At 73.5% G+C, this 26,941-nt stretch carries 19 protein-coding genes; 6 read left to right on the forward strand and 13 right to left on the reverse strand.

Going from position 1 to position 26,941, the window contains the following annotated elements; translation table 11 throughout:
- Nucleotides 1–41: 41 nt before the first annotated feature.
- The 4 genes from ACQPW6_RS04930 to ACQPW6_RS04945 form a co-directional block, all read right to left on the reverse strand.
- Nucleotides 42–776, reverse strand: a complete 735-nt coding sequence (locus ACQPW6_RS04930; protein ID WP_433894422.1) for an MIP family channel protein — start codon at nt 774–776, stop codon at nt 42–44.
- Nucleotides 777–953: 177 nt separating this feature from the next.
- Nucleotides 954–1,688, reverse strand: coding sequence for an SseB family protein (locus tag ACQPW6_RS04935; protein ID WP_433888295.1), 735 nt, complete (start codon nt 1,686–1,688; stop codon nt 954–956).
- On the reverse strand, nt 1,679–2,956 hold the full coding sequence (mycP, locus tag ACQPW6_RS04940) for a type VII secretion-associated serine protease mycosin (RefSeq protein ID WP_433888296.1): 1,278 nt from the start codon (nt 2,954–2,956) through the stop codon (nt 1,679–1,681). The genes ACQPW6_RS04935 and mycP overlap by 10 nt, the downstream gene beginning before the upstream one ends.
- Nucleotides 2,953–3,591 carry a hypothetical protein gene (locus tag ACQPW6_RS04945; protein ID WP_433888297.1) on the reverse strand — a complete coding sequence of 213 codons (639 nt, stop codon included), beginning with the start codon at nt 3,589–3,591 and terminating at the stop codon, nt 2,953–2,955. The genes mycP and ACQPW6_RS04945 overlap by 4 nt, the downstream gene beginning before the upstream one ends.
- 2,094 nt (nt 3,592–5,685) lie before the next feature.
- Here ACQPW6_RS04945 and ACQPW6_RS04950 point away from each other — a divergent pair.
- Nucleotides 5,686–6,888 (forward strand): amino acid deaminase/aldolase, encoded by a 1,203-nt coding sequence (locus tag ACQPW6_RS04950; protein ID WP_433888298.1) that lies wholly within the window; start codon nt 5,686–5,688, stop codon nt 6,886–6,888.
- Nucleotides 6,889–6,984: 96 nt separating this feature from the next.
- On the opposite strand, the gene ACQPW6_RS04955 is transcribed toward ACQPW6_RS04950, so the two are convergent.
- Nucleotides 6,985–8,004: a DUF2510 domain-containing protein gene (locus tag ACQPW6_RS04955; RefSeq protein ID WP_433888299.1), complete on the reverse strand. Its 1,020-nt coding sequence runs from the start codon at nt 8,002–8,004 to the stop codon at nt 6,985–6,987.
- Between the two features lie 269 nt (nt 8,005–8,273).
- On the opposite strand from ACQPW6_RS04955, the gene ACQPW6_RS04960 reads away from it, so the two are divergent.
- The gene (locus tag ACQPW6_RS04960; RefSeq protein WP_433888300.1) at nt 8,274–9,176 is read left to right on the forward strand and encodes an aldo/keto reductase; all 903 of its coding nucleotides are present in this window, start codon (nt 8,274–8,276) and stop codon (nt 9,174–9,176) included.
- Between the two features lie 79 nt (nt 9,177–9,255).
- On the opposite strand, the gene ACQPW6_RS04965 is transcribed toward ACQPW6_RS04960, so the two are convergent.
- Both ACQPW6_RS04965 and ACQPW6_RS04970 read right to left on the reverse strand, forming a co-directional pair.
- A complete protein-coding gene (locus ACQPW6_RS04965) occupies nt 9,256–10,023 on the reverse strand; it encodes a helical backbone metal receptor (RefSeq protein WP_433888301.1) in 768 nt (255 codons plus the stop codon).
- A 72-nt stretch (nt 10,024–10,095) separates the two neighbouring features.
- Complete coding sequence (locus tag ACQPW6_RS04970) at nt 10,096–10,563, reverse strand: MarR family winged helix-turn-helix transcriptional regulator (protein WP_433888302.1); 468 nt, start codon at nt 10,561–10,563, stop codon at nt 10,096–10,098.
- A 78-nt stretch (nt 10,564–10,641) separates the two neighbouring features.
- Between ACQPW6_RS04970 and ACQPW6_RS04975 the strand changes: the two genes are divergently transcribed.
- The 3 genes from ACQPW6_RS04975 to ACQPW6_RS04985 all read left to right on the forward strand — a co-directional run bounded on the left by ACQPW6_RS04975 (nt 10,642) and on the right by ACQPW6_RS04985 (nt 14,701).
- Entirely contained in the window at nt 10,642–12,069 is a 1,428-nt protein-coding gene (locus tag ACQPW6_RS04975) for an MFS transporter (RefSeq protein ID WP_433888303.1), read from the forward strand.
- Between the two features lie 306 nt (nt 12,070–12,375).
- Nucleotides 12,376–13,299, forward strand: a complete 924-nt coding sequence (locus ACQPW6_RS04980; protein ID WP_433894423.1) for a 5'-3' exonuclease — start codon at nt 12,376–12,378, stop codon at nt 13,297–13,299.
- 121 nt (nt 13,300–13,420) lie between these two features.
- Entirely contained in the window at nt 13,421–14,701 is a 1,281-nt protein-coding gene (locus tag ACQPW6_RS04985; protein WP_433888304.1) for a hypothetical protein, read from the forward strand.
- A gap of 31 nt (nt 14,702–14,732) precedes the next feature.
- Here ACQPW6_RS04985 and ACQPW6_RS04990 read toward each other — a convergent pair whose 3' ends face one another.
- A complete protein-coding gene (locus ACQPW6_RS04990) occupies nt 14,733–15,647 on the reverse strand; it encodes an LLM class flavin-dependent oxidoreductase (protein WP_433888305.1) in 915 nt (304 codons plus the stop codon).
- A gap of 56 nt (nt 15,648–15,703) precedes the next feature.
- On the opposite strand from ACQPW6_RS04990, the gene ACQPW6_RS04995 reads away from it, so the two are divergent.
- The gene (locus ACQPW6_RS04995; protein ID WP_433894424.1) at nt 15,704–16,153 is read left to right on the forward strand and encodes a MarR family winged helix-turn-helix transcriptional regulator; all 450 of its coding nucleotides are present in this window, start codon (nt 15,704–15,706) and stop codon (nt 16,151–16,153) included.
- Nucleotides 16,154–16,201: 48 nt separating this feature from the next.
- Here ACQPW6_RS04995 and ACQPW6_RS05000 read toward each other — a convergent pair whose 3' ends face one another.
- From ACQPW6_RS05000 to ACQPW6_RS05020, 5 genes are all read right to left on the reverse strand, one after another.
- Nucleotides 16,202–17,302 carry an NAD(P)/FAD-dependent oxidoreductase gene (locus ACQPW6_RS05000; protein ID WP_433888306.1) on the reverse strand — a complete coding sequence of 367 codons (1,101 nt, stop codon included), beginning with the start codon at nt 17,300–17,302 and terminating at the stop codon, nt 16,202–16,204.
- A 151-nt stretch (nt 17,303–17,453) separates the two neighbouring features.
- Entirely contained in the window at nt 17,454–21,533 is a 4,080-nt protein-coding gene (locus ACQPW6_RS05005; protein ID WP_433894425.1) for a carboxypeptidase regulatory-like domain-containing protein, read from the reverse strand.
- Nucleotides 21,534–21,904: 371 nt separating this feature from the next.
- Nucleotides 21,905–22,894 carry a LuxR C-terminal-related transcriptional regulator gene (locus tag ACQPW6_RS05010; protein WP_433888307.1) on the reverse strand — a complete coding sequence of 330 codons (990 nt, stop codon included), beginning with the start codon at nt 22,892–22,894 and terminating at the stop codon, nt 21,905–21,907.
- A gap of 153 nt (nt 22,895–23,047) precedes the next feature.
- On the reverse strand, nt 23,048–24,751 hold the full coding sequence (locus tag ACQPW6_RS05015; RefSeq protein WP_433888308.1) for an MFS transporter: 1,704 nt from the start codon (nt 24,749–24,751) through the stop codon (nt 23,048–23,050).
- Nucleotides 24,752–24,970: 219 nt separating this feature from the next.
- Nucleotides 24,971–26,662, reverse strand: a complete 1,692-nt coding sequence (locus ACQPW6_RS05020) for a cellulase family glycosylhydrolase (protein WP_433894426.1) — start codon at nt 26,660–26,662, stop codon at nt 24,971–24,973.
- Nucleotides 26,663–26,941 lie beyond the last annotated feature (279 nt).

A 26,941-nucleotide genomic window follows, 5' to 3' on the forward strand; every position in this document is an offset into this window, starting at 1 on the left:
ACGCCAGATCTCCTCGTACCGCCAGGTCTCGTCGGCCGCTGCTAGGTCTCGTCGGCCGCCGCCTCCGCCTCCACCGCCGCGGCGCGTGCGCTCTTCAGCGCGCTCAGCGCCGGGTGGGTCACCTGGTGCACCACCGCGGCCAGCGCGCCGCCGATCAGCGGGGCCACGATGAACAGCCACAGCTGGGTGAGCGCCGGGCTGCCGGCGAACAGCGCCGGGGCCAGGCTGCGGGCCGGGTTCACCGAAGTACCGGTGAGCGGGATGCCGATCAGGTGGATCACGGCCAGCGCGAGGCCGATCGGTAGGCCGTCGAAGCCCACCACGGCGATCCGGTGGGTCACCGCGAGCACCACGAAGACCAGCAGGAAGGTCAGGATCACCTCGGCGACGAACGCGCCGAAGATGTTGATGCCGACCGCGGACCTGGTGCCGTAGCCGTTGGTGCCGAAGGCGCCGTGCGTCTTCAGGCCCGGCACCTGCTTGGCGATCAGGAAGAGCAGTGCGGCGCCGACGATGGCGCCGGCGAACTGCGCGACCCAGTACTCGACCGCGCGCCGCACCGAGATCCGCCGGGCGACCAGCATCCCGAGGGTGACCGCCGGGTTGATGTGGCAGCCGGATATCGGCCCCAGCGCGTAGGCGAGCGCCAGCAGCACGAAGCCGAAAGCGAGCGCGATGCCAAGGGCGCCGATGTACTCCCCGGACAGGACGGCCGCGCCCACGGCGAAGAAGACCAGCAGGAGCGTGCCGAGGAATTCGCAGATCACCGTTCGCATGTCGACTTGGGCGAGGGTTCCCGCGACGGTTCGCGTGTCATGCGGAGCTTGGCTGTCCATTCGGACCTCCTCGTGATGATCAACCTGCACCGCCAATTGTGATGCTTTGGGGTGAAGGCCACATCTCGGGCACCTTTGGGCAAGGCTTCGAGGGGGGCCTTGCAGTGGCGGCGAGCCTCAGCGCACGAAGAGCGGTTCGCCCGGCAGCGCGGCGCCCGGCGGCAGCAGCGCGAGGTCGAGGCCCTGCACCAGGGCGGCCCGCAGCACCTCGTTGCCGGCGAGCGCGTCGGCGATGCCGCGGCCGGTCAGTGCCGGGTCGGCGTCCGGGGCGAGCACCAGGCCGAGGGTGCCGTCGCTGCCGGCGCCAGGCGTGAGGTGGGCCCGTACGACGCCGGGCTCGGCGGCCACCGCCTCCCGCAGCGCCTCGCGGACCGCCGGGTCGTCCAGCGGTGCGACCCGGTCCGGGCCGAGGGCGGCGGCCCGCAGCGCGGAGCCGGTCAGCTCGTACGTGACCGGGCCGGCGAGATCGATCAGCAGCGTGTCGGCGCCCTCGTGCGCGAGCGCCTGGAGGGCCTGCGGCAGCGGTACGGCGACCGGCCGCGCGTCCGGCCGCCAGCGGGCCAGCGCCTCGGTGGAGGTGAACGCGGGCAGTGCGCGCCGACCGTCCGGCGCCTGGATGGTGGGCACCGCCATGTCGCTGCTCTTCTCCCGGCGCAGCCCGTCCTCGCCGGTCTCGGCCTCGCCGAGCACCGCGACCACCGGCACCAGCAGCCGGGCGCCGTGCAGCGCGTCGAGCACCGCGGGCTCGGTGCCGCGGTCCCGGGCGTAGCCGGCCAGTGCGGCGGCCAGGGCCGGGTCGGCGGTGCCGTCGTCGGCGGAGAAACCGGGGTCAGGGATGTTCTTCAGTGCCACCCGGGCAGCCTATCCGCGGCGGCGCCCGGGTCGGCCGGCCGGGCCGCCGCCCGGCGCCTGGTCCTGAACCACAGCAGTCCTGCGGCAAGCACCAGGACGGCGCCGCCCGCGGCGAAGGCGGCGGCCACCCCGTCGCCGAGCACCTGCGAGCCGGCCTGCGGCTTGGGCGCGGGGTCGGGTCCGGTGCCGAAGTAGCGGTGCGGGTAGCTGGCGGCGGCCGGTGCGATGGGCGCCGGCTTCGTCTTCTTCGCGGCGGCCACCGCGGCGGCCGGGTCGATCAGGCCGGTGCCCAGCTCGTCGCTGCGCCCGCCGCGCGGCCGGTCCCGGGTGGTGGTCTGCAGGATCTGCTTGACCTGGGTGGGGCTGAGCCCGGGGTTGACCGACTTGACCAGGGCGGCGGTGCCCGACGTGTACGCGGACGCGGCGCTGGTGCCCCAGCCGCTGTAGTAGGTGCGGTCGGGGTCGGCGATCACCACGTCGTCGCCCGGCGCGGAGACGGAGGTGTACCAGCGGCGGGTGGAGAAGGGTGAGTGCGCGCCCTTCTTGTTGACGGCGGCGACCGAGATCACGCCCGGGTAGGCGGCGGGGTAGGAGGAACGATCCGCCTCCAGGCCCCCGTTGCCCGCGGAGGCGACGACGACCACGCCCTTGCTCAGCGCGTACTGGATCGCGTCGTCCTCGGCGGCGACCGGGGCCGCGGTGGAACTGTCGTCGCCGAGGGAGAGGTTGATGACGTCGGCGCCGTGGTCGGCGGCCCACCGGATGCCCTGCGGCAGCGCGTCGCCCTTGCTCGTCCTGGCCTTGGCCCGCTGCGGGTCCTTCTCCTCCAGGATCACCCGGACCGGCAGGATCCGGGCCTTGGGGGCGATGCCCATGACGCCGTCGCTGTCGCCGGGGCCGTGCCCGTGGCCCGCGATGATCGCGGCCATCCCGGTGCCGTGCTTGGCCCAGGAGGAGTCGCCGCGCTCGGCGCCGAAGCCGATCATGTCCTTGCCCGGCAGCACCTGCCCGGTGAGGTCGGGGTGGGTGCCGTCCACGCCGGTGTCGAGCACGGCGACGACGACGCCCGCGCCCTGGCTGGTCCGCCAGGCGGAGTCGGCGTGCAGGGCGCTCAGCGCCCAGTCGGTGTCACGGACGTAGTCCGCGGAGGCGGGGGCGGTGCCGAGCAGGAAGGCGGCGGTGCCGGCGGCGAGGGTGGTGAGCAGCCGGCGGGCGCTGCGGGTGCTGGTGGGACGCGGGCGGGCCGTGGTGGGACGGGGGCGGGTCATCGGGACTTCTCCGTCGCGGTCGGCGAGGCACCCGGCGACGCGGTCGGCCGCAGGAACGTGCTGACGGTGCCGTGCAGGCGGTTGTCCACGGCGGAGGCGAGGCCGGCGGCGTCGTTGCCGAGGCCGGCCTGGGCGGGGGCGCTGGTCGCGCCCGGCGCGGTGGCCTGGGCGGCGGACTGCGGGGTGGCGACGGCCCGGCCGTCGGCGAAGCCGCTCACCGCGTAGACGACGAAGGGCAGGTCGGCGGAGACGTGCACGTCCCAACTGCCGCGCTGCTTGGGCCCGAAGCCGGCGGCGAGGGTGTGCGGGACCGCGACGGGGAGGGGGACGAGGTCGGCGCGGTTGCCGAGTGACTCCTTGGTCCAGCGCTGGCTGAGCGCTTTCATGCCGACCGCGTCGGTGGCGGTGACGAGCAGGCCGACGGTCGTCACGCTGGTGGAGGTGCTGTCCAGGTACGTGGCGCGCAGCAGGCGTGCGCAGCCCGCCGGGGCGAGCACACCTTGCAGCAGCGGATCGAACGCCCCGGTGCAGCCGGCCGGCGGCGCCACCCCGATCCGCGTCCAGGTCCGGTCCGCACCCCCCGGCCCGGCGCCGGCCGCCCGTACGACGGGCGGGAAGAGCGAGTCCACCGGCACGCTGTGCCACACCTGCCGCGCACTGGCGAAGGCCCCCACACTCCCGCTGACCACAGGCTTGGCAGCCCGCGCCCCATGCGTGATCACGGCCCCGGCGGTGGCCCCACCGATGAGCCCGAGCCCCAGCACAACACAGAGCGCGGCCCCCACCCGCCCGGCAGCGATCCCCCGATGCCCGACCCGCCCGGCAGCGGGCGCCGGCCCGCCGAGGCCGGCCGGCAAAGGCTCAGCGGCCACGGGCTCCGGCGCGGAATGCGGCAGAACGGTGGGCGACGGCCCACCGAGGCCCGACGGCGAAGGCTCAGCGGCGGCACTGCGCGAGAACCCGGCCTCCGGCGCGGGCGGCAGAACGGTGGGCGGCGGCGGCCCGGCCGACTCCGCCGGTCGGCTCGTCCCGGGCCGCGCGGAAGGCGGCGGGACGGTAGGCCGTGGCGGCACGGTGGACGTGCCGCTGCCCGCGACAGCAGGAACGGTGTCGCCGACGTGCCCGGCGAACGTCGCCCGCGCGGACGATGGCGGCTGCGAGGGCCGGGCATCGCCAACGACGGGCGGTACCCGCGGCGGTACCGGCGGCGGTGGCTCAGCGAAGCGGGTATCGCCGGCGGCGGGCGCACTTGTAGAACCAGCGGCAGCGGTGGTCGGCCGTGTCTTCGGCGACGCCGGACGACTCGTGCCCGGCCGTGCGGAAGGCGGCGGGGCAGTCGGCCGCGGCGGCACGGCGGAATTGCCGCCGCCCGTGCCGGGCGAAGCCGAGGGCGGCGGACCGGCCGGCGGTGGCGGGAAGGTTGTCGGGTCTGGCGGCTGGCCACTGTCTGTGCGCGCCCCACTCGGCCGAGTCCCCGGTCCTGACGGGCGACCGGCGCCGGGGAACGGTGGCGACCCAGGCAATGGCGGCGACGAAGGGGGCGCGGTGCGGGCCGCGTTGGCCGTGCCCGGCCGAGCCGACGGCGGCGGGGCCGCCGGGCGCGGAGGCGTGGGCGGTGGCGGCGGAGGAACGACCCGAGCAGCAGCCTCCGGCGGAGGAAGGGGTCCCTCAGCGGGAGGCGCCGGAACCGGGCGAGCAGGCTGCGCCGAGTCCTCCGCAGCGGCGGCTGCCGCGCGAAACGGACGCGCGTTCGGCGCCGATGGGGCGGTGTCACCAGCAGGACGAGGCGCCCGGGGCGACGGCCACGGCTCCGCCGGACTCCCGCCGAGCGGCTGCGTGCTCGTACGCTCCGACGCCACACCCCCACGACCGCTAGGCGCGTGGGCCCCGGAACCCTCGCCGGCGACGGGCCGCCCTACCCCAAACGCCCCTCCGGCGGCGGGCCGCCGCGCCTCGAAGCCCTCGCCGACACCAGGCGCCTGTGCTCCAAACCCATTGCCCGCGGCGGACGGCTGCCCCTCGAACCCCTCGCCAGCGCCAGGCGACCGCGACCCGAAACCCTCACCATCGGTGGGCTGCCGCCCCTCGAACCCGCCACCAGCAGCAGGCCGCTGCGCCTCAAAACCCTCGCCCGTAGCGGGCCGCTCGGCCCCAACCGCGCCCCCGGCCGCAGGCCGCCGCACCTCAGGCCCATCGCCGACACCCCGCGAAGCGAAGCCCTCGCCAGCCGCTGACCCCTGCGTCCCAAACCCACCGCCAGCAACGGGCCGCTGCGCCTCAGAGCCCTCCCCCGCAGCGGGCCGTCCTGCCCGAAACCCGCCGCCAGCAGCAGGCCGCCGCACGTCAAAACCCTCGCCCGCGGCGGACCGCCCGGCCCCAACCGCATCTCCGGCACCGGACCGGTGCACCTCAGGCTCATCGCCGACACCCCGCGAAGCGAAGCCCTCGCCCGCCGCGGACCGCCGCGTCTCGGGCCTCTCGCCGTCGTCGGAGAGCTCTCTCTCCGGGAGCCGGGCGGAAGCGGATGATCTCGGGTGGAGGGTGGGGAACGGAGTTTGGGGGGGTTCTCCGTTTTCCACTCCGGTGCTCACCCGGCGCCCCCTCGTGACCTGTGCCTGCAACCGCTCTCGGCTTGCGCGTCACTCTACGGGGTAGAGCGCGGGCGGTCTCCCAGCGGGCCGGGAGCGCGGGGCTACCGTTCGGTAGGGGTGGTCTGGCAAGCTGCGGGCATGTCCCAGCGCGCTGCCGACCGGGTCCGGTACGACCGGGCCACCGCTCATCTCGAGGCCCCCGTGGCGATCGTGGATCTGGAGGCGTTCGACGCCAACGCCGCCGATCTGGTGCGCCGCGCGGGCGGCAAGCCGGTGCGGGTGGCCTCGAAGTCCGTGCGCTGCCGGGCGCTGCTCGAACGCGCCCTGGCCCGGCCGGGGTTCGCCGGGATCATGTCGTTCACGATGGCCGAGTCGCTGTGGCTGGCCCGCACCGGGTTCGACGACGTGCTGCTCGCCTATCCCTCCGCCGACCGCGAGGCGTACGCCGAGCTGGCCGCCGACCCGAAACTGGCCCGTGCCGTCGCCGTGATGGTGGACGACGTCGCCCAACTCGACCTGATCGACGCCGCCCGCGGCTCCGGCACCGAGACCATCCGGGTGTGCCTCGAACTCGACACCAGCCTGCGCAAGTTCGCCGGGCGGGTGCGGTTCGGCGCGCTCCGCTCCCCGCTGCACGACCCGGAGCAACTGGCCGCGCTGGCCCGCACGATCGCCACCAGGCCCGGTTTCCGGCTGGTCGGGATCATGGCCTACGAGGGCCATGTCGCGGGCGTCGGCGACGCGTTGGCCGGCCGCCCGCTGCGGTCGCTGAGCATAAGGCTGATGCAGTCGGCGGCCCGCAAGGAGTTGGCGGCCCGGCGCGCGGAGGCCGTACGCGCGGTGCGGGCGGTCGTGCCCGACCTGGAGTTCGTCAACGGCGGCGGCACCGGCAGCGTGCAGCAGACCGCCGCGGAGGACGCCGTCACCGAGATCGCCGCCGGCTCGGGCCTCTACGTGCCGCGGCTGTTCGACAACTACACGTCCTTCCACGGCCGCCCCGCCGCACTGTTCGCGCAGCCGGTGGTGCGCCGCCCCGGTGTCGGCGTCGTCACGGTGCTCGGCGGCGGCTACCCGGCCTCCGGCGCGGCCGGGCCCGACCGGCTGCCGGTGCCGTATCTGCCGGAGGGGCTGCGCTATGACCCGCAGGAGGGCCCGGGCGAGGTGCAGACCCCGCTGATCGGCTCACCGGCCGACGACCTGCTGATCGGCGACAAGGTGTGGTTCCGGCACGCCAAGGCGGGCGAACTGTGCGAGCGCTTCGCGGAGTTGCAGCTGGTGGAGGGCGACCGGGTGACCGCCGTGGTGCCGACGTACCGCGGCGAGGGCAAGACCTTCCTCTGACCCCGCTCCCCCGTCCGTCCGGGCCGCCACCCCGCCGCAGAAACCCGTTGCCGGGCGCTCGACCACCGCGCCCGGCAACGTCAACCCGCAAGAACCTCAGACGCCCGCGCCGCCGGTGCTGCCGTCCGAACCGCCGGACGTGCCATTGCTGGTGACCGGGACGGACTTGATGCCCTTGGTGATCTGGTCGATCAGCCCGACATCGGGCGCCTTGCCGCCGATGTCGAACCCGAAGCGCACCACGATGAGCTGCTTCGGGTTGTGCGGCGACGTGAACACCAGCGACTCGACGTACCCGCTGGTGCCGGAGGCGGTGGCGACCTTCCACCGCACCAGGTAGCCGTTCTGTCCGGCGACCTTCACGGCCTGCGACAGCAGCTGCTGGTGCGAGGTGGTCTTGCCGTAGATGGACGTGCTGTACGAGTCGGCCGCGTTCGGCGCGATGTCCGCCTTGGCGCCGGCCTCCGGGTCGGTGGCGGTGAGCTTCACCAACTGGGCGGGTTGGGCGAAGACCCCGCCGCGTACACATGCCTTGGTGGCGTCACCGGGGCAGGGGTACTGGTCGATGGTCACATCGGCGCCGACCCCGGTCGCGGACGTCTCACCCTTCCAGCCGCTGAGCACCGGCAGGCTGATGCCGTCGAACCCGTCGATCGCGGTGCTGCCGTCGCCCTGCGGGGCCTGCGGATCCTGCGGGTCGTTCGGCGCGGGCGATTCGCCGCCGCCGGGGCCCTGCCCGCGCTCGGGCGCCGAGGAGGAGGACGTGGGGTGCGGCGACGGCGACTTGGCGTCGCTGCTGCTGTTGCCGTTGTCCCACAGCACGAAGCCGGTGATCGCGCCGGCGACGACCAGCACCGCGACCACGATCCAGACGACCGCGGCGCGCGAGGTGCGCCGACCCGGTCCGGGCGGGAAGCCGGGCTGCCCGGGGACCCCCGGATACCCGGGATATCCCATCGGGGCACCCTGGACGGCCTGGACCGGCTGCCCCTCGGGAACCGGCGCGGTCCTGGTGTACTCGGTCCACGCGCTGCCGTCCCACCAGCGTTCCATCGCCGGGCCATTGCCTGTGTGCCCGGGTTCTTTGTACCAGCCGGGCGGGGTCGTCGTCGTCACGGCGGTCACCCTATGGCCCCAGCATGAGAATCCCGTAAGGGCGGCGGTCACAGGGCGGTCACGGCGCGCTCAGCGCACCCGCGCGCCCCCTCCGCGCCGCTTCCCCGCACCAATTCCAACTCGCCCGGCAGTCACGGAATTCCGGAATTCACCGTGATATTCACCGCCCGGCCGGGGCCTTTCCGGCACCTCGGCGGGCACCGCATAATCCGGTCTCCCGCACGCCGGCCGACCCGGAGCCGGTGCGGGCGAAAAAGGGGGAATTGCCCATGACGGCAGGGACGATCACGGCAGCGACCGCGGGCAGCCGGCGGCTCGGCGATCTGGCGGTGAACCGGATCGGCCTGGGCGCGATGCGGCTGACCGGCAGCGCGGCGTTCGACCTCGGCACGCCGAGCGACCGCGAGCGCTCGATCACCGTACTCAGGCGCGCGGTGCGCGAACTCGGCGTCAATCACATCGACACGGCCGCGTTCTACTTCTCGTCGCTGCGTTCGGCCAACGAGCTGATCAACCGGGCGCTCGCACCCTATCCGGCGGATCTGGTGATCGTCACGAAAGTCGGGCCCGGCCGGGACCCTTCGGGCGAGTGGCTGTGGGCGGCGCCGGAGCAACTGCGCGGCCAGGTCGAGGAGAACCTGCGGCAGCTCGGCCGCGATCACCTCGACGTGGTGAACCTGCGGGCCGGCGGCCCCGGGCCGATCTCCGAGCACTTCGGGGCGCTCGCCGAACTGCGGGAGGCGGGGCTGATCCGGCACCTCGGCGTGGCCGCCGTCGACTCGGCGCAGCTCGCGGAGGCGCGGGCCATCGCGCCGGTGGTCTGCGTGCAGAGCATGTTCGGCATCGAGGCCCGGCGGCGGGCGGCGCTGCTGCGCGAGTGCGGCGAGCTGGACATCGCGTTCGTGCCGTACTTCTCGATCGCCGGGGCCGGACGGGAGACGGGCCCGAGTGGTCCGGAACGCCCGGAGGTGCTGGCCGCCGCCCGGGCGCACGGGGTGTCCCCGGCCCAGGTCCGGCTGGCCTGGACGCTCCAGCAGGGCCCGCACGTGCTGGCCATACCGGGCACCGGCGATCCCGACCACCTGGTGGACAACGTGGCGGCGGGCGCGCTCCGGCTGACCGCCGAGGAGATGGCCGCCCTGGACGCGATCAACCCGGCCGACCCGGCGTGACCGCCGCCCTGCGGGCCGCCGCGCGCGTGCACCCGGCCTGAGTCCGGCCGGCCCGGGCAACCGGGCGTGGCCGCCGGCCTCAGCCCACTGCCGCCCGCAGCGCCCGGGCCAGCTCCGCCGGTGCCTCCGCCAGCGACGGCCCGTACCAGGTCAGGTACCGGCCGTCGACCAGTGCGGCCGGTAGGCCGGGGAACGCCTCCGGGCCGTCCTCCGCGGTGAAGCGGTACGGCTCGTCGGGCAGGACGACGAGATCGGCACCGGCCTGGAGCAGTTCGTCGAGCGGCACCCGGGGGTAGCGCTCGGGGTGGCCGGCGTAGTGGTTGTCCACGCCGAACCTGGACAGCAGGTCACCCGCGAAGGTGTCGCTGCCGAGCACCATCCAGGGGCGGCGCCAGATCGGGACCACGGCCCGCAGCCGTCCGGGGGCGGTCTGCGGGACCTCCCGCCAGGCGGCCTCCGCCGCGTCGAGCCAGCCGGGACGGTCCAGCCCGCAGCCGTCGACCAGCACCCGCCGCAGCTCGCCGAACGCCTGTGGCAGCGACCGTACTTCGGTGACCAGGACGGTCAGCCCGGCGGCCCGCAGCGCGGCCAGGTCGGGGGCGCGGTTCTCCTCCTCGTTGGCGATCACGAGGTCGGGGGCGAGCGCGGTGATCGCGGCCACGTCCGGGTTCTTGGTGCCGCCGATCCGCCGGACGTCGAGCCCGGCGGGACGGGTGCACCAGTCGGTGGCGCCGACCAGCAGCCCGGGCGCGCTGACGGCGACGGCCTCGGTCAGCGACGGCACCAGGGACACCACCCGGCGGACGGGTCGGCGGCCGTGCGGACGGTCGGGCGGTTGGTTGCTCACCGTCCCACCGTAGGGCCGCCGGCCCCGCTGCCCGTCGAAGCGGTGGCGGAGCGGCGCCGAAACAGGTGCGCCTTACGCGTCCTCGCGGCCGCCGCCCGGCTGCCGGCCTCGCCTGGTGTCCACATTGCCGGTCAAGGTCCCGAGCAGGCCGGGCAGTTCAGCCACCGTCGCGGCGGGCAGGCCGGCCACGGTCTCCTCCGCGAGAGCGCACCACAGGTCCTTGACCCGGTCGGTCAACTCCGCCCCGCTGTCGGTGAGTTCGACGACGCTGGCGCGCTTGTCGGACGGGTCGGGAGTGCGGCGGATGTGGCCGGCCGCTTCGAGCTTGCGGGCCATGAGCGTGACGCTGGGCGGCTCGCAGCCGAGCGCCTCGCTGAGCTGGGCCTGGATCCTCGGGCCGGTCCTGGCGAGTTCGAGCAGCAGCGCCTCCTGGCCGGGGTGCAGGCCGAGCGGGGCCAGCAGCGCCGCCGTCCTGGCGCGGTGCCGCAGGCTGAGCAGGCGGACGGCCTGGTTGAGTGCGTCGGCCTGTTCGAAGTCCACGGAGCCCTCCTTGACGGATTAATTACGCGCATAACATTATGCGCGTAACTAATCTTACCCGACGACCGGGAGGCGCACATGGCGTCACAACCCACCGCGGACGCGCCGGCCCGCGGCCAGGCGGAAGCAGGAAGCGACCCCGCCCTGATGGTCCTGGTGCTGGCGTGCGCCTGCCAGTTCATGGTCATCCTCGACGCGTCCATCGTGAACGTCGCCCTGCCCTCGATCGACCGCGACCTCGGTTTCGGGCCCGCCGGCCTGGCCTGGGTGGTGAACGGCTACCTGCTCACGTTCGCCGGCCTCATGCTGCTCGGCGGGCGGGCCGCCGACCTGTTCGGGCCGCGGCTGATGCTGGCCGGCGGGCTGTTCCTGTTCTCCGCCGCGAGCCTGGCCGGCGGGCTGGCGACCGCGCCGGCAGTCCTGGTGTCGGCCCGGGTCGTCCAGGGCGTGGGAGCGGCCATGCTGGCCCCGGCGACACTGGCCGTGGTCAACACCGGCTTCCCCGAAGGCCCGGCCAGGGCAAGGGCGTTCGGCGCCTGGTCCGCCGCGGGCGGGGTCGGCGGCATGGCGGGCGCGGTGGCCGGCGGCGCCCTCACCAGCGGGCTGTCCTGGCGCTGGGTCTTCCTGGTCAACGTGCCGGTCGGCGCGGTGCTGATCGCGGTGGCCCTGCGCGCGCTGTCCGGCGCTCCCGCGAAGGGCCGGGCGTCGCTGGACCTCGCCGGCGCCCTCACCGGGACCGGCGGCCTGGCCGCGCTGATCTACGGGGTCATGCGGAGTACCGACCACGGCTGGGCCTCGCTGCCGGTGGCCGGACCGGTCGCGGCGGGCCTGCTGCTGCTCGCCGCCTTCACGACGGTGGAGGCGCGTGCCGCCCAACCCCTGCTGCCGCTGCGGTTGTTCGGCATCCGCGGGGTGGCCGTCGGCAACGTCATGCTGCTGCTGTTCGGCGGGATCGCGATCGCGATGTGGTACTTCAGCTCGCTGTTCCTGCAGGACGTCCTCGGGTACGGCGCGCTGCGGGCCGGGCTCGGGCAGACGCCCGCCGCGGTGGCGTTCCTGGCCGTCGCGCGCGGGACCGCCGCGCTGCTGCCGCGGACCGGGGTACGTCCACTGGTGCTGGGCGGCTGCGGCTGCTTCGTGGCCGGCTTCGGCTGGCTCGCGCAGGCGGACGGGGGCAGCGGCTACCTCACCGGCGTCCTCGGGCCGACGCTGCTCGTCGCGGCCGGCATCGGGCTGGCCTTCCCGACCCTGATCGCCGCGGCGACCGCCGGGGTTCCCGAGGGCGACACGGGGATCATCGGCGGTGTGGCCAACACCGCGAGCCAACTGGGCGGATCGCTCGGCCTCGCCGCCCTCGCGACGGCCGCCGGCGCCAGGACGGCGCGGCACGCACACGGGAGCCCGGCGGACGCCCTCGCCGCCGGCTACGACCTGGTGTTCCTGATCGCGGCCGGCCTCGCGCTGGCCATCGCGGCGGCGGCGCTGCTGCTGCCGCGGCCCGAGTGAGCCCAGGGGCGGAGGGCTCGCGGCGTGAACCGGGCCGCCCCGCCACAACGCGCGCCCCCGGCGGACCGCCCTCCCCGCCGCAACGCCCGGCGGAGAGCCCGGCGGACCGTCCGCCCGCCACAACGCGCGCGCCCGCCGTAGCGCCCGGCGGACCGCCCGCGCCGCCGTAGCGCCTGACCGACCGCCCTCCACCCGTAGCCGCCGGGCGGACCGCCCGCCTCAGCGTCCGCCCCGCCGCAACCCCCCGCTGTCGGTGCGGCGTGCCATGCTGGCGCCGTGACCGATCAGACGCCCGGCGGCAGGCTGCTGCTGCTCGACACCGCGAGCCTCTACTTCCGCGCCTACTTCGGCGTGCCGGACACCGTGCGCGCGCCGGACGGCACGCCGGTCAACGCGGTCCGCGGGCTGCTCGACTTCATCTCCCGGCTGGTCGCCGACCACTCCCCTACCGCGCTGGTGGCCTGTATGGACGCGGACTGGCGCCCGCAGTGGCGGGTGGACCTGATCCCGTCGTACAAGGCGCACCGGGTCGCCGAGGAGGCCCCGCCCGGCGCGGTGGGCGAGCCGGACACGGAGGTCGTGCCGGACACGCTGTCGCCGCAGGTGCCGGTCATCGAGGCGGTGCTCGACGCGATCGGCATCACCCGGCTGGGCGCGCCCGGTTACGAGGCCGACGACGTGATCGGCACCCTGGCCACCGCGGCCCGCACCCCGGTGGCGATCGTCACCGGCGACCGCGACCTGTTCCAGCTGGTGGACGACGCCCGGGGCGTGCGGGTGCTCTACCCGCGCAAGGGCGTGGGCGACTGCGACCTCATCGACGAGGCGGCCATCGCGGACCGCTACGGCGTGCGGGCCGACCAGTACGCCGACTTCGCGGCGCTGCGCGGTGACCCGAGCGACGGGCTGCCGGGCGTGAAGGGCATCGGCGAGAAGACCGCCGCGCAGCTCGTCACCGAGTACGGCGACCTGGCCGGGGTGCGCGCGGCGAGCGCGGACCCGATGTCCAAGCTCACCCCGGCCCGCCGCAGGAACATCGAGGCGGCGTCGGCGTATCTGGACGTGGCTCCGAAGGTCGTGCGGGTGGCGACGGACGTGCCGCTGCCGGACTTCGACCCGGCGCTGCCCGCCGAGCCGGCCGACCCCGAGGTGCTGGAGGAGCTGGCCGCCCGGTGGGGTCTGGGCGGCTCGCTGACCCGGCTGCTCGACACGCTGGCCGCGGCCGGCTGAACCGGTCCCGGCCGGAGGCCGCAGCTCCGCTTCCGCGGCGGATATCGAAGGGGGTACCAAGCCGGTCACGGTCACCTCTCGGCGGCCGGGACCAGCGGTCTTCCGACCGTAGGCTCATCGGGTGAACCTTCGTCGGCGGGGCGGCACGGCCGCGGTATCGGTGCTCGTACTGTTCGTCGCGGCCCTCGCGGGCTGCGGCACCGACCGGCCGCCGGGCGCGGGCGGCCCGAGCGCGTCGAAGCTGGGCTTCACCCGGTACAAGAGCGCGGTGCAGTGGCCGGCCGTCGACGACTACGTACCGGCCGGCATGGGGCTGCGGGTGCTGGCGCCGCTCGGCTCGTGCGCGCTGGGCATCGGCACGTACCGCAACGGCTACCGCGATGTGACCGCCAACTGGACCGGGAACGCGTCCTGCACCCGGCTGTCGATCAACCCGGCGCCGGGCAGCGGCAGCGACGACCGGCCGGAGGGTCCTCCGTCGCAGACCGGCGGCTGGATGGGCGGCGGCGTGCCGGGGGTGGCGGCGGTGCCGTGGCCCGACGGCTCGCTGCTGGTGGTCGGCACCCGTGTCATCCGGCGCGATGCGCAGGGCGACTACCAGGACCTCGCGGACCTCAAGCTGCCGCAGCCGGTCGGCTCCGAGGGCGCGGAGACCGCCGACCAGGGCCAGGCCGACGACGCGATACGGGTCGGCGACCGGCTGCTGATCAGCGGCGGCGAGTACCTGAACCAGGTCGAGTCGCCGTTCCTGATGGCGTCGGACGACGCGGGCCGTACCGTACGGCGGGTGCCACTCCCGACGGCGAACGGCGCCCAACCCACCTCCCCGATGGGCCCGATGGCGGCCGACGGCAACCAGGTGGTGGCGGCCGGCGCCGCCGCGACCAACGCCTTCGACGACGCCCCCACCGGCAGCGTCCCGATCTGGCACAGCGCCGACGGCGGCAGCCACTGGACGGTCACGACGCTGGACGGGGTGCCGGCGGGCACCCGGTTCAACGGCGTCCTCCACGCCGGCGGCATCTGGTTCGCGGTCGGCGGCTACCACGCCGGGGCCGAGCGCACCGACATGCCGCTGATGTTCACCAGCCGGGACGGCGTCCACTGGGCCAGGACCGACACCAAGGCGATGGGCAGCGGCGCGATCATGGCGGCGACCCTGGACGCGGGCGGCCGGCCGGTGCTGCTCGGCAGGCTGACGGTGCCGAGCAACGCGCACAAGAAGCTCGTGACGTTCTGCGGGATGGTCTGGCTCGGCAGCGGCGCCGCGACCGGCTGGCAGCGCGGCGAGCTCGACTGCGACGACGCGCCGGGCCAGGCGCTGCTGACGCTGTCCACCGGCCGGGTGCTGATCGCGGGGAACCGCACGCTGTGGATCAGCGGCGCCGCCAGGCGCGATTGACCCGGCGGCCACCTCAACCCGCCCCGCTCCGCTACTCGTTGAGGCGGGCGCGGACCGCCGGGACGACTTCCTGTGCCCAGCGGGCGAGTTGGGTCTCGACGGCGGTGTCACCGACGGGGAAGTGGATGAAGCCGGCGGCACCGTGTTCGCTGACGGCCAGGGCCAGTTCGTCGGCCCACTGGTCCACCGAGCCGCCGATCCAGCGGCCGTCGCGGTCGCGGGTCGCGGGCAGCGGCGCGGGCGTGATCGCGCCGGGGAAGTTGTAGACGGTGACGATGTCGCCGGGGTCGCGGCCCGCCTCCGCCGCCGCCGCGTCGATCAGCGGGCGCGAGCTGCGGTAGCGCGGGCTCAGCCAGTCCGCGGCGCGGCCGGGGATCCAGCCGTCGGCGACCCGTCCGGTGGCGGCGAGCGACTTGGGGCCGTTGGAGCCGGTCCAGACCGACGCGGCCGGGACGGGCGCCGGTTCCAGGTCGGTCACCTGGTAGAACTCGCCCTCGAAGGTGACTGGTTCACCGCCGTCTGACAGCTCCCTGACCAGCGTGATCGCCTCCTCGAAGGCCCGTACGGCGGCGCCGGGCCCGAGCCGGGGCGCGCCGAGCTTCACGATGTCGTCCCACAGGCCCCCGGCCCCCATCCCCAGCACGATCCGCCCGCCGGAGAGCGCCGACAGCGACGTCACCGTGCGCGCCAGCATCGGGGCCGGCCGGCTCGGCAGGTTGGTGACGTTGACCAGCCCGCTGATCCGCGTGGTGGCGCCGAGGGCGAAGCCGACGGCCGCGTACGCGTCCAGCCGGCCGCCGTAGTAGGGGTGGTCGGAGAGCGAGAAGAGGTCGAGCCCGTCCCGGTCGGCCTGGACGGCGAGCCGCACCGCCTCCGCGGTCGTCCCGATCGCGTTTCCGATACCGACCCCGAACAGAGCCTTTTTCTCCGGGCTTCTGTCATGCATCGCAGCTGATTCCTTTGCCGTATTCTGGCCGAATGGGTAAGGCCGTGGATGAGCGGATGGGTGTCGTCACCGCGCTGGTGCGTTCCGCCTTCCTGGTGAACGCGGTGTATGCCGAGACCGCCCGGGAGTACGGACTGACCGCCCAGCAGGGCCAGTTGCTCTGCGTGCTGATGCCGCAGCCGTACGGGATGAGCGAACTCGGCGGGATTCTGGGGCTGGCGAAGTCCAGCCTCACCGGGCTGGTCGACCGCACCACCCAGCGCGGCCTGGTGCGGCGCGAGCCCGACCCGGAGGACAAGCGTGCGGTGCGGGTCGCCCTCACCGAGGAGGGCGACACGCTCGTGGACGCCTTCTTCGCCGAGACCTGCCGGCGGGTGGAGCAGCTGCCGGCCGGCCTGGCCGAGGCCGACCGGGTCGTGCTCGCCGGGCTGCTGAGCCGGGTCGTGACCGACAACGAGGTACCGGTGGTCTTCCTCGACGTGGACGAGGCGCCGGCTCACCGCTGAGGGGCCACCAGGTCGCCCGGCCCAGCCGGACCCCTCGGCGCGCCCCGGTCACCCCTCGCCCGTGCCGAACAGTTCGACGAAGCGCCCCACGAACAGGTCAACGCCCTTGTACTCCGCCACAGCCGCCGCCGGCAGCACGGACGCCGCGCCGTCCTCCCCCGGCACCTGGCCGACCCCGCCGCTCGGCCCGAGCGGCAGCAGCATCGACGGGACGGGCGAGGGCCGGTAGACGGCGGTCGGCTGGCCGCCGCGCACCTGGGCGATGATGTTCTCCGCGACGACCGCCGCGTGCCGCATCGCGTATCCGGCCATCTTGGCCTCGGCGACATCGGTGACGTCACCGATCGCGTACATCCGCTCGTAGCCCCGGACCTGGAGTGCTTCGGTCACCCGTATCCGGCCCTGCGGCGAGCGCGCCTGCTCGTGCAGCGAACCGAGGTAGCCGGTGTTGACCCGCACGCCGTGGCAGCGGAACCAGATGTCGGCGGTGAGGTCGCCGCCGGTGGACAGCGGCACGGTGAAGGTTCCGGCCCGGCCGGGGGCGGTCGGCGGGAGTTCGGCCGGCGCGGCGCCGAGCCGCAGGTCGACGCCGATCGCGTCGAGCTGCCGGTGCAGGTCGGCCCGTACTTCCGGTGCGAAGCCGGGGAGCAGCTCGTTCGCCGGGTCGACGACGGTCACCGTCTTGTCCGGCCACACCGCCTTGATCTCCCCCGACAGCTCCAGGCCGACCGGCCCTGCGCCGGTGATCAGCACCCGCGGGGCGCTCGCGAGCTCCTTGTGTGCGACCCGCAGCCTCTCCAGCGCCTCGGCGGCGACGTCGGTCTCGGTCTTGGCCGGGAAGGGGTAGTCGGACCCGGTGGCCAGCACCACGTAGTCCGCGTCCACCCGCGCGCCGGAGGCGAGGGTGACACCGCCGTCGTCCAGGGCGACGGCACGTTCTCGTACCACCCGGCCGCGGGCGAGCAGGTTGTCGTACCGGAAGAAGATGTTTCCGGCCCAGTCGGGCTGGACCAGCGCGCGCAGCGACCCGGCCGCGTGCACGAACGCGTCCTTCGGCTCGATGAGCACGACGTCGGTGTCCGCGTCCAGCGCCTTGGCGACGGCTGCGCCGCCGTAACCTCCGCCGATGACCGCGACGGTTCGACCCATGGTGTTCGCCCCTCAGTGCGTGACATTGTCATTCGTACTGCGAACCATAATAGTTCGTAGTACGAACAGCAAGCACTGCCCGGGGCCGCCACGGCCGAGGGGCCCCGCCCGCCGGCTTCGAACCGGCGGGCGGGGCCCCTCAGTTGAACCGTCAGTCCTTGAGCAGGGTGAAGTCGCTGGTCGTGGTGGCCCCCTTCTTGATCTTCACGCTCGTCGCCGTCGGCTGGTAGCCGTCCTTGGCGACGATGAGCTGGAGCGGGTTGTTGCGGACGTCGAGCCACAGCGCGTAGCTGCCGTCCGCGGTCGTCTTGAGCGTGTAGTGCGTCGCCCAGGTGTTGATCTGGACGGTCGCACCGGCCAGCGGCCCGGCGGCGGACGTGACGGTGCCGGTGATCTTGCCCCAGGTGGCCGGCGGCTTGACGGTCAGCGAGACGCCGACCGCCGGGATCTGGTAGGGCGTGTCACTTCCCAGGCTCAACTGGGCGGTGTACGTGCCCGGTTGGCTGATCTCCGGGGCCGAGGCGTCGAGCGTCACCGTGAAGGTGGCGCTCTTGCCCGGGTTCACCGTGACCTTGTCCGTGCTCTCGGCCAGCCAGGTCACATCGGTCGTGTCGGGCTGGTCGTAGCCGGGCAGCAGCTCGGCGGTCTTGTCCGGGACCTGTCCGGCGAGCCCGCCGACCGCGTAGAAGCCGGTGCCGCCACCGCCGCGGTAGAGCGAGGCGTTGGCGTTGGGCAGCGCGGTCCAGGTGTTGTCGTTGGGCTGGTAGGCCCAGGTCTGGTTGGTCAGCGCGGCGCCGGCGTTGATGGCACCGCCCTTGACCAGCAGCAGGCCGTTGGCCGAGGTGTACGCCGCGCCCCAGGCGTCGGTCGGCTGGTCCGCGATCGGCGACCAGGAGTCCGTCCCGGGGTCGTAGACGTACGCGCTGGTCAGCGAGCCGTCGTCGGTGGTGCCACCGGAGCAGTAGAGCTTGCCGCTGACGGCGCCGCAGGCCTCCCAGGCCACCGGCTCCGGGTAGGCGGCAGCCGAGGTCCAGCTGTCGGTGGCCGGGTCGTAGGCGGTGACGTCGGTGTTGCCGCAGGCGGTGGCGGTGCAGCCGCCGACGGCGTAGAGCTTGCCGTTCAGTACCGCGCTGCCGGAGCCCGCGTACGGCTTCGGGTCGTCGGCACCGGTGCTCCAGGTGTTGGAGGCGATGTCGTAGACCTCCAGCTTGGCGTCCGGGTCGCCGCCGGCTCCCCAGCCGCCGGCCGCGTAGAACTTGCCGCCGATGATCCCGTGCGCCGGGGCCTCACGGGTGTCGGCGGCCGAGGCCAGCTTCGTCCAGGCACCGCTGTCGGCGGTGTAGGAGTACAGGTCGCTGGTGTCGACGGTGCCGGTGAAGCCGAACGCGGAGTAGACGGTGCCCTGGTAGCTGGCGACCGCGTTGTCACCGGTGGCCACCGGCAGGTCGGGAACCGGCTGCCAGGCGGTGCCGGCCGTACCCTGCGCGGACGGGGCCGCGTTCGTGGTGGCCTTGCCCGCGGCCGACTTGGCCCCGGACTTCGCGCCGTGCGCGCTCAGCGACAGCGGCGAGAAGTGCCCCTTGACCAGGTTGAGCGGGGCGCCGGCCTTCTGCACCACGACTCCGCCGGGGTTCTCCCCCACGGTCAACGTGGCCGGCGCGGTGCCGGTGTTCTTGACGGTGACCGTCTGGGTGGCCTTGCCGCCCCAGGCCACGGTCTTGGCGATGGAGGCCGGGGTGACCTTCAACTGCCCGGCCTTCAGGCTGAGATCACGGCTGGCCGTGCCGTCGGCCGGGATGTTCGCCACGGCGCTCGCCGTGCCGTACTTCGAGGCCGCCGCGGACACCGGGTGCTTGCCGGTGAGGTGCGAGAACGTCCAGTAGAAGCCGTCGGCCAGGTTCGGGTCGTCCGGCGTCGCCGCGGTGGTGGCGTGGTCCTCGGGCGAGTCGGTGCTGGTGACGGTGGCCCCGTTGATGCCGGCGCCGGTGTTGGCGTCGGAGACGTTGCCGACGATCAGCCCGCCGGGCACCGGGTCGTAGGTGCGCTTGCCGACGAAGACGTTGTCGAGCTGCCACCAGTATGCCCAGCTGCCGGTGTAGTGGAAGCGCAGCTTGACGTCGCTCTTGCCCGCGTAGGCGGTCAGCGGCAGGTTGACGTGGTCGGGGCCGGTGACGGAGTCGGTGGTCTGCTCCCAGACGTTGGTCCAGGTGGTGCCGCCGTCGATGGAGGCGTCCACGTCGGCGGTGGAGTTGCTGAAGGCCTTGTAGTCGGTGTCGAAGCCGAGGATCGGGTCGGTGACACCGGTCAGGTCGTAGGACGGCGACAGCAGCGAGGTGTCCTGGTCCAGGTCCTGGCCGAGGTTGTCGCTGTCGATGATCGCGAAGCCGCCGCTGCCGCCGGTGCGGTTGCCGCGGGCGCCCGGGTCGTCGAACGTCCAGCCGCCGGTGGTGCCGTCGGCGTTCGCCACGGTCCAGCCGGCGGGCGGGGCGGTGGTGCTGTCGAACGGCTCGGTGGCGCCGTCCAGATGGACGGTGTAACCGGGCGCCTGCCCGGCCTCCGCGTCCACCGGCACCGCCACGTTCACCGTCTGGTCGGCCGCCGCCACCTGCACGGTCTTGTCAACCGTGTGGTAGCCGGGGTAGTTGGCGGCCACATGCAGGGTGTAGCTGCTGCCCTGCGGCAGCGTCAGGTTGTAGGTGCCGGTGGCCGGGTCGGTGAAGACCGGTCCGCCGGGCACGCCGTCCACGGTGATCTTGGCGTACAGCGGCCACCCGTGGCCCGAGCCGTCGGCGACCTTGCCGGTCACCTTCCTGGTGGGTACGGCGTCAAGTGCGAAGGAGGTGGTGACGGTGGCGCCGTCGGCGAGTACCACGCCGGCCGCGGTGCCGTCGGCGTAGCCGTAGGCGCTCGCGGTCAGGTCGTAGCTGCCCGGCGGGATGTCCAGCTTGTAGGCGCCGGTCGCGTCGGCGGTGGCCGAGTAGTCGCCTGCCTTCACCTTCGCGCCGGGGATCGCCGCGCCGGTGGCGTGGTCGGTGACCTTGCCGCTGAGCACGCCGTGCGGGCCGCTGCGGAAGGCGGCGAGGCCGTTGGGCGTGCCGAGGCCGGTCGGACCGTCGTAGCCGGGTCCCGCGGTGCACAGCGCGGCCGGCGTGCAGGTGCCGTTGTTGCCGGTCGTCACGTCGTTGAACGCGCTCTTCTGCGCGTACGGGTACGAGTTGGGGTAGGTGCCCGCGGTCGGCGTGCCGGCCGACGCGTAGACGCCCGCGATCAGCGGCGAGGAGGCGCTGGTGCCGCCGTAGACGGACCAGCCGTTGCCGCCGTAGGTCTGGTAGACCGCCACACCGGTCAGCGGGTCGGCCACCGCGGAGACATCGGTGATGGCCCGCTTGTCGCAGGTGGTGTCGGTCTGGAAGGCCGGCTTGGGCTCGTAGACCGAGCAGCCGGAGCCGGGGCCGCCGAAGGAGTTGTTCCACACCGACTCGCTCCAGCCGCGGTCGGAGCCGGTGTCACGGGCCAGCGCGGTGCCGCCGACGGAGGTCACGTAGGGCGAGACCGCCGGGTAGCTGACGCCGTAGCCGTCGTCACCGGAGGAGGCGACCACCGCCACCCCCGGGTGGTTGTAGTACGGGTCCATGCTGGTGGCCTCGGACGGGTCCTCGCCGCTGCCGGGCGTGCTGTCGTAGGCGGTGCCGTACGAGTTGGAGACGTACTTGGCGCCGAGCGCCACCGCCTCGTCCACCGCGGCGCCCAGGTCCTCGAAGTTGGCCGAGTCGGCCTCGACCAGCAGGATGTGGGCGTTGGGGGCCGCCGCCGAGACCATGTCCACGTCGAGCGAGATCTCGCCGGACCAGTCCGGGTCGGGGTCGGGGTAGTCGGTGCCGCCGCGCTGGTCCACCTTCTGGAAGCAGCCGCTGGCCGCGGTGCACTCCGGCAGGCCGAACTGCTGCCGGTACAGCGCGAGGTCGGCCTCGGCGCTGGGGTCGTCGTAGGCGTCCACGATGGCCACCGTCTGGCCGGCGCCGCCGTCGGCGGGCAGCGAGTACGCGCTCTGCAGGTCGCCGGGGCCGAAGCCGTCGGGGGTGGCGGCGTGCGGCTGGAGGCCGGTCTTCGCCGGGGTGTCGGTGCGGCGCAGCGCGAAGCAGGAGAACTCCCCCGGCTTGGCGGCGCCGCACTGCCTGACCACGTCCGCCCGGTGCGACGGGGCGGCCGCGGCGGAGACGGCGGTGGGGATCTGGAGCCCGAGTACGGCAACGGTGGCCGACGCGAGGGCGGCTACCGCGGTAGCGGCGCGCCGTCGTGCTCCGCGTCTGAGAAAGGGTATGCGCAAGGGAGGTCTCCCTGGATGCCGGCAAGGACCGGGCCGCGCCGATCACACGGCCGGTCGCGGCCCGATCGGACCGCTGGCGTATACCTGTGCCTCACCCACCCCAGTGGAACCTGAAACTATTGTCGGACACATGACATCCATGGCGGCGAAAGCGGTAGTCGCCTTCCTGCCATCCGGACAATGCACACCGGGCATCGGGCACTTCGCACAGGAACCCGGCGATCGGCAACGGCCGCACGGCACTTGGTGCCAGGCGGGCGGGGGCCGGCCGCCGTTCACCCGGTGTCGTCGAGCCAGCCGTGCCGGGCGGCGTGCCAGACGAGCTGGACGCGGTTGTCCACGCCCGCGTCCCGCTGCATCGCGGCCACATGGCGCTGCACGGTGCGGACCGCGATGCCGAGCGAACGGGCCATCGCCGTATCGGTGCTGCCGCTGACCAGCATGGCGAGTATGCGCAGGTGCAGGGCGCTGCGGGCGCCCGAGTCCGGCACGGCCACCGGCACCCCGGCCGCCCACACCGACTCGAAGAGCGCGAGCAGCGCGTCCAGCAGGCCGCTCGGGCGGACCGCGAGCAGGACCGGGTCCGGCGGCCGGGCGTCGGCGGCCAGCGGGAGCAGCGCGACCGAGCGGTCGGCCACGCACATCCTGACCGGCAGCCGGCCCGCGACCCGCAGCTGCGCGCCGTCGGCGGGCAGCCCCGGCGGACCGGCGCTCCCGGCCAACGACCGCAGCGCGTCGGGGACTTCGAGCGTCGCCCGCTCCAGCACCACCCGCTGCCGCACCCGCGCCGTGGACCCCCCGTACAGCAGCGGATCGCGCACCCCGCCGGCCTCGGGGCAGGCCCGGACGAAGGTCAGCAGCTCGGTGCGGGCGGCGGCGTGGGTCTGCTCGATCAGCCGGCCGATCGCGGCCTGGCCGGTGACGACCTGGACCGCCTCCTCGGCGCGGTGGCCCTCGTGCACCCGCTGGTACTCCACCCCCAGCCGGTCCAACAGCTCGCGCCCGCGGCGCAGTTGCTCCTGCGCGCGGGAGACGAGCGGCAGCAGACCGGTCTGCGGCGGCAGCGGATACCAGCGGCCGTCCCGCCCCAGCCGCACCAGGTCGCGGGCCGCAAGCTCCGCACAAGCGGCCCGCGCCCGTTCGGGCGACACCCCCAACTGCCGGGCCAGTTCACCGTCCGCCACTCCCCTGGTGGCCACCAGCAACGGATAGACCCGGTCCGCGTCGGCACTCAACCCCAGAGCCTCAAACGGACGTTCGTTCATGATCGGGGACTTTAGCCGCCAACTCCCGTGACGGCCGGGGAATGTGGTTCTTGGCACCGACCGCCGCCGATGGTGACGGCAGCGGCCGGTGCGGTGGGTGGGGCGGCAAGCGGTGCGGGGGTACTCGCTTCGCGACCGCCGCCGGGGCCGGCGTCAGGCGCCTTCCGGAGCGAGCGCCTCCATCTCGCGGTCCACCGCCTGCTGGTGGGACTCGGCGTCCTCGCGGGCCTTCTTCGGGCTCCAGCGGCCGGCCATCACGAAGACGAACGGCAGGAACAGCACCTGGCCGCCGACGCAGATCCACCACCAGTCGCGCCACTGCCCGGGACCGTCGGCGGACGCCTTCTGCACCTTGGTGCCGTACTTGTTCAGGACGGCCAGCTGCGGCTGCGCCTTCTGCACGACGCCGAGGTTCGCCACCCCGACCTCCTGCGCGGCCCGCGCGGCCAGCTCCGGCGGAGTGGTCTGCGGGGTGTACTTGCCCAGCTCGGCGAAGATGTCCGGATGCGCCTTGACGATGGCCAGCGCGGGCGCGGCCTGCTGGGACGCCGCCGACACCTCGGTGCCGTGCTCGACCAGCGGGGTGACCGCGGTGACCAGGACCGGGATGAAGGCCGCGGAGACCGCCACCACGATCCGGATCGTCCAGCCCCAGACGGCCAGGCCGGTCGCGGTGGCCGCCGGGTTGTGCTTCTCGACGGTCTCGGTGAAGCTCGCCATCCACGGTCCGTAGGCGACACCGCTGAACACGCCGATGCCGACGAACAGCCAGGCGAACGTGTAGTAGTCGGTACCCGGATGGGTGGTCTTGATCGCGAACAGCGAGGTCACCACGATCGAGCCGACCGCACCGACGATCATGAACGGCTTGCGCACCTTGAGCCGGTCGGACAGCAGGCCGACCACCACCAGCGCGATCGCGTTGGCCGCCCAGTACCAGTTCGCGACGGCGTTGGCCCGCTGCTCGCTGTAGCCGAAGGTGGTCGCGAAGAAGACCACGAAGTTGCCGACAGCGGCGAAGTACAGCAGCAGGAACACCGAGATGGCCACCGCGGAGCCGGCCACGTCCAGCCGAAGCATCTGCCGCCACTGGCCGCTGCGCGCGGCCTGCGGGTCGATCCCCTTGGCCCGCGCCTCGACCAGCGCCCGGTCCCGCAGGGTGACCATGATCTGGTCGCGCAGCCGCGGTGACAGCTCGCGCAGCGCGAAGATCGCCACCACGAAGACCGCGAAGCCGGCGATCGCCGAGTACCGCAGCTCGTCCTGCCAGCTGGACGAGTCCAGGGTGTGGCTGGTGACGGTGGTGACCACCAGGCTGCCGACCACCGGTCCCATCGTCCAGGCGCCCATCGCGGTGGCCCGGCCGAGCTGTGGTGAGAAGTCCCTGATCAGCGCGGGGGTCGCCACCAGCACGATGCCCTCGACGAAGCTCACCAGGGCGAAGAGCACCAGGTAGGTGGCCTTGCCGCCGGCGTTGGGCAGCCCGAAGAACACCAGCACCGAGGCGACCAGCAGCCCGTAGACGACCAGGTTCGCCCGCCCCCAGCGGTCGGCGAGGCCGGCCACCAGCGAGGCGAAGGCGCCGACCGCGTTGCCGATCACCGAGACCCAGACGAAGTACCGGTACGTCATGCCGAAGTGCCCGATGATCGAGGTCGCGACGGCGTACTGGATGTAGAGCATGTAGTACAGCACGACGGTGGTGATCACCACGATGGCCAGATACGCCATCCGCCGCCCGGTGGGCGGGTACTGGGCCAGGTCGCGGCGGTAGAGCCGGTGCAGCGGCGAGGGGCCGGCGACGAGGGGGTCGGGCCCGGGTCTGTTCGCGTCGAAGGACGTCGGAGTGGCGGACATACGGCTCTCCTGGAGGTACTGGAAACCGGTGGAGGCCCGGAGGAACTGTGGAACACCAGTGCGGTGCACCGCGGCTCCGAGTGTGGCCAGAGGTTAGTACCGACCAGTCGGTATGCCAAGAGGTCCCGCACGGGTTCGTCCCATGAGACCGGCGGACCCCTGGAAGCAGGGGCCCGCCAGCGGGGAGGCAGTGGTTCGGATGGGTGGTCAGGTGGACGTTCAGGTGGCGGCGCAGGTCAGGGCGGGTGCGGTGAGGGTGCCGCTGGAGGTGCCCTGGAGGCCGAAGGTGGTCGAGCCGGCCGCGGCCAGCGAACCGTTGTAGGAGAGGTTGGCGGCGGTCACCGAGGCGCCGGTCTGCTTGATGGTCGCGTTCCAGCCGCTGGTCTCCTGCTGGCCGCCGGGCCAGGTCCAGCCCACGGACCAGCCCGAGGTGGGCGCGGAACCGGCGGTGACGGTGACGGTGGCGGTGAAGCCGGTGCTCCACTGGTTGTCGATGTGCAGGACGGCGGTGCAGGCCTTGCCGTTTCCGGTGCCGCCGGTGGAGCCGGTGGTGGTGCCGGACGAGGTGCCTGCCGAGGTGCCGGACGAGGTGCCGCTGCTCGTACCGCTTGACGTACCGGTGGTGGTGCCGGCCGAGGTTCCGCTCGACGTGCCGCTGGAGGTGCCGGCCGAGGTGCCCGCCGAGGTGCCGCCGCCCGAGTCGCCGAAGCCGGGGGCCTTGATGCTCGCCAGGTAGCCGTCCTTGACGGTGTCCACCGTCTGCCAGTCGTCCTTCAGGATGCCGCCGGTGTCACCGGAGTCGGGGTTCCAGGACCAGAACGTCCAGCTGAAGCTGTCGCCGCCGTACGTGCTCGTGGGCCGCAGGTAGTCCACCAGCGTGCGCAGCCAGGTCTGGTCGGTGGTCGACTGGAGCGTGGTGCCGAACTCGCCGACCCATACCGGGGCGATGTTCTGCTTGAAGAGGTAGCCCCAGTATTTGTCCCATATACCCGGCATGTTCGCCGGGAACGACGGGTCGTTGAACCAGGGCTGCTGGGAGACGCTGGTGGCGTAGTCGTGCGCCGAGTAGACCACCCGGTTGGCGACGTTGAGCTGCACCGGGTACTGCCCGGCGCCCATCAGGTTGCCGCCCCACCAGCCGGAGACCCCGTTGAAGGTCTGGATGCCCTCGACGAAGATCAGCAGGTCGGGGTTGACGCCGAGCACCGCGTTGCCGGCCCGCTCGGCGGCCAGCCGCCAGTCGATGGTCGTGTCACCGCAGCCCCAACAGGCCGGGTCGTGCGGCTCGTTGTGCAGGTCGATGCCGACCACGGCCGGGTTGCCGAGATAACGGGTCGCCAGCGCCTTGAGGTCGGTGATCCAGGTGCTCTCCGGCACGGCGGCGGTGTACCAGAGCGCGGACTGCCCGCTGGCGTCCGGCCGGTGCCGGTCCAGGATCACCCGCAGGCCGATGGAGCCCGCGTAGTCCACGATCTTGTCCATCACGCCGAGCGAGTCCAGGCCCTGGAGGTCGGCGTTCATGCCGCTCGAGTAGTTGATGCTGGTGGGCATGGTGCCCGGCTTGAAGATGTCGTCGCTGTACGGCAGCCGGATGGTGTTGTAGCCCAGCGACTTCATCTGGTCGATCATGGACTTGTAGTCCCGGCTCCAGATGCCGTGGGCCACGTAGTTGGCGGTCTCGAAGCCGAACCAGTTGACGCCCGCGATGCGTACCGGCTGGCCGGCGGAGTCCAGGATCTGCCGGCCGCTGGTGTGCCAGTAGCCCGGGGCGGCCGCGTTCGCCACCGGGGCGGCGGCGTTCTTGCCCCGGGCGGCGGCGCTGGCGTGCGGCTGTCCGAACAGCGACAGCAGCGCGAGCAGGACGGCGGCGGCGCCGGCCGCGATGACCGTACGCAGCCGGCGCGGGGACATGCGTGGACTCGGGGAGTCCGGGATGGGGACCACGGTGCGATTCCTCTCGGTGGGGGGACGGAACGCGTACTTCGTGGTGTGGCGTGGAGCCTCCGTGCGGGGTGATGGGAGCGCTCCCATACCCAGCATGGAAGCGATGCCGCCCGGCGGACGTCAAGAGGTGGCACCGCGTTGAAGAAGTGAACCGCTGGAAACCGGTGCGCGATCGGGCATTGAGTTAGGCTTACCTAACCAGCGATGAGAGACCCCGGCAGTGACACAGCAGTGACCCGGCAGTGA

This window comes from Streptomyces sp. CA-111067 (assembly GCF_050956065.1).
Lineage (GTDB): Bacteria > Actinomycetota > Actinomycetes > Streptomycetales > Streptomycetaceae > Actinacidiphila.